2 protein-coding genes and 1 pseudogene are annotated in these 2819 nt (G+C 29.7%); all 3 read left to right on the top strand.

Features of this window, described 5'->3' with window-relative positions:
* Positions 1 to 549: pseudogene (locus tag IC174_RS20510) on the top strand (terminase B); the annotation flags it as partial.
* On the top strand, positions 540 to 2042 hold the full coding sequence (locus IC174_RS20505; protein ID WP_227483918.1) for a phage portal protein: 1503 nt from the start codon (positions 540 to 542) through the stop codon (positions 2040 to 2042). The pseudogene IC174_RS20510 and the gene IC174_RS20505, both read left to right, overlap by 10 nt.
* A partial coding sequence (locus IC174_RS20500; protein ID WP_227483917.1) for a hypothetical protein occupies positions 2035 to 2819 on the top strand: 785 nt, incomplete at its 3' end. The genes IC174_RS20505 and IC174_RS20500, both read left to right, overlap by 8 nt.

The raw sequence follows: 2819 nt of genomic DNA, 5'->3' as shown, positions 1-2819 counted from the left end.
GGAAAAGTATTTGATTTATTAACTTATTCAAAAAAAGATACAATGGAAACAGTAGGAAATATATTAAGAGCAGTTGATAAATTTAAAAATATGTATCATCAAATTAACAGAGTAAAAATAAAAACTGATGATGATGGCTTAGGTGCAGGTGTAACAGATAGATTAAAAGAGGTTATAAGACAAGAAAAACTTAAATATGAAGTTATACCTATTCAAAATGGTTCTGGTGCTATAGAGAAAGATAAGTACTATAATAAAGCTTCTGAAATGTGGGATAACATGAGGGAAGAATTAGATGCAAATTTAAGCAGTTTTATACAAAATAAAGAAGCTATAATACAGCTTCCCGATGATGACAAACTTATTAAACAATTATCAAATAGAAAATATACAGTAGATTCAAAAGGAAAAATACAAATAGAAAGTAAAAAGGAAATGAAAAAAAGAATTGGAGAATCGCCCGATAGAGCTGATGCAGTAATATATTCGTTTGCAGAAAATAACAATACTGATTTATCTTTATTGAAAGGGGGTAGTGTATGGGGATAATATCTTATGTAAAAAAGCTATTTAAAAGACCTACAGGAGAGATTATGCGTATGTCTAGTGGAAATATTGGCATATATAAATTAGACGATTCTAGAGTTGATTATGAGTTAGCAAGAGAACTGTATCAAAATAAGAATGCTAATTACAAATTAGGTTCTAGTTTTGTTAGACCGATTGTTAACTCGACAACTGGCTTTATGGGTGTACCTCACTTTCAAATAGAAGATGAAGAAGCTCAATATATACTAGATGAGTTTGTTTTAGATAACACATCTAAAATGCTGAAAACACATACAGATAGTTTAAAGCAAGGTGATTGTTATATTTGGATAACTAGAGAAGAAAGAGAAAATCCTCTATATCCTGATAAAAAAGTTAGATTAATATATAACTTTATATCACCCGAAGAAGTAAAAGAAATAATATTAGCCCCTACAACAAAAGAGCCTATAGCTTATATATTAGAAAGTCAAAACGAATGGACTGACTTAGAAGAAAACAAGAGAAGGGCTAAGGTAAAACAAATAATAACTGCTGAAAGTAGAATTGTTGAGGTTGAAGGGGATAAGATAGAAGGTTTAGAAGAAGGGGAAACGCCTAATGTATGGGGTTTTATACCAATAATACATTTTAAAAATGAAGCTGATGAAACATTAAAATATGGGCAAAGTGATATAGAACCAATAGAACCTCTTTTAAAAGCTTATCATGATGTTATGTTACATGCGTTAAAAGGTAGCAAAATGCACTCTACTCCAAAACTAAAGTTGAAATTAACTGATGTTGCAAGTTTTTTAGCACACAATTTTGGTGTTGAAGACCCAGTTAAATTTGCCAAAGAAGGTGGAAAGATAAATCTTGATGGTCATGAAATACTATTCTTAAACAAAGATGAAGAAGCTGAGTTCGTAGAAGTGAAATCAGCTATAGGTGATGCTAAGGAGCTTTTAAAGCTTCTTTTTTATTGCATAGTAGATGTATCTGAAACACCCGAGTTTATATTTGGAGTACATACACCTAGTGCTTTAGCTTCTGTAAAAGAACAAATGCCTATTATGGTAAATAAGATAAGAAGAAAAAGAGAACAATTTACAAATAGCTGGCAATTACTTGCAAGAATGGTTTTAATAATGAGTTCTAATTCTAGCGGTATGAAATATTCATCTTATGATGTGAATATAGGTTGGGATGAAGTAAATCCGCGAGATGATAAAGAATTAGCTGAAACACTAGAAAAAGTATGTAGTGCATTAGATAAAGCTTTAGAGGGTGGATTTATTAGCGAAGAATCAACAGTAAACTTTTTAGCTCAGTATGTAGATACAATGAGCAATTATATAAGTGATGACCCTGAAATAGTTGGAGAAAGAGAAAAGATAATAAAAACTAAAATGTTAAAATACAGATTAGATGATTCTCAAGGTCTAGATGATGAGTCAAATGAAATCAACAAGGAAATAGATAAAATAAAGGATAATAATGACAATGGATAAAAGTACTTTGGAATTAATAACTGTTGCAGGGGAGTACAAGAAATGGGCATTAGAAGCTAGAAAAAAATTTATAGATTTAAGACTCAAGCAAGATGATGAAATAAGAACAATGTATATTAACATAACAAGAAATATTACAAAAGAAATAAGAAAAGGAAATCTTTCAGACTTTAACAAAGCTAGGTTAAAACAGATACTAAAACAATTAACACAAGAAATAAAAATATTAAATGAACAACTAGTATTTAATTTTGATGAATATTTAAATAAAAATGTTGAAACTGCTACTAGTTATTCTAAAAATATTTTAATTAATGCAGTTGAGACAGCTCAAATAACTAAAGTAACTAAGTCTATGATACAAAAAGCTTTTTATGATATTAATATAAGAACTGTAGAAGCTTATTATACAAGAGTTAAGGATGGTTTATTTTTATCTGATAGAATTTGGTCTAAATGTAAGAAGTACAGAGAAGATATGAAAGTTATATTACAAACAGCAGTAACAGAAGGTCAAGACTGTGTTAAAACAGCTAAGATGCTAGACAAATATGTTTTAAAAGGTAAGAAAACTTTAGTTGACGAATATCCAAATATGATTAAAAGAATAGGAAATAGAGTGCCTCAAAATATAAGTTATGAAGCCTTGAGATTGGCAAGAACTGAAATGACATCAGCTTATGGTGATGGGGTTTTAGCTTCTGCAATGATTAATCCTGCAACTATAGGTATTCAGTTTATGTTATCCATGGCACATCCTCATACAGATATATGCGA

The organism is Clostridioides sp. ES-S-0001-03 (assembly GCF_020676075.1).
Lineage (GTDB): Bacteria > Bacillota > Clostridia > Peptostreptococcales > Peptostreptococcaceae > Clostridioides.
Note: the sequence above shows the minus strand (reverse complement) of the source record. Positions and strands in the feature narration are given on the sequence as shown.

What these genes read in the sequence shown, in the direction of transcription:
- IC174_RS20505 (WP_227483918.1), top strand. Translation starts at nt 540, where the DNA reads ATGGGGATAATATCTTATGTAAAAAAGCTATTTAAAAGACCTACAGGA.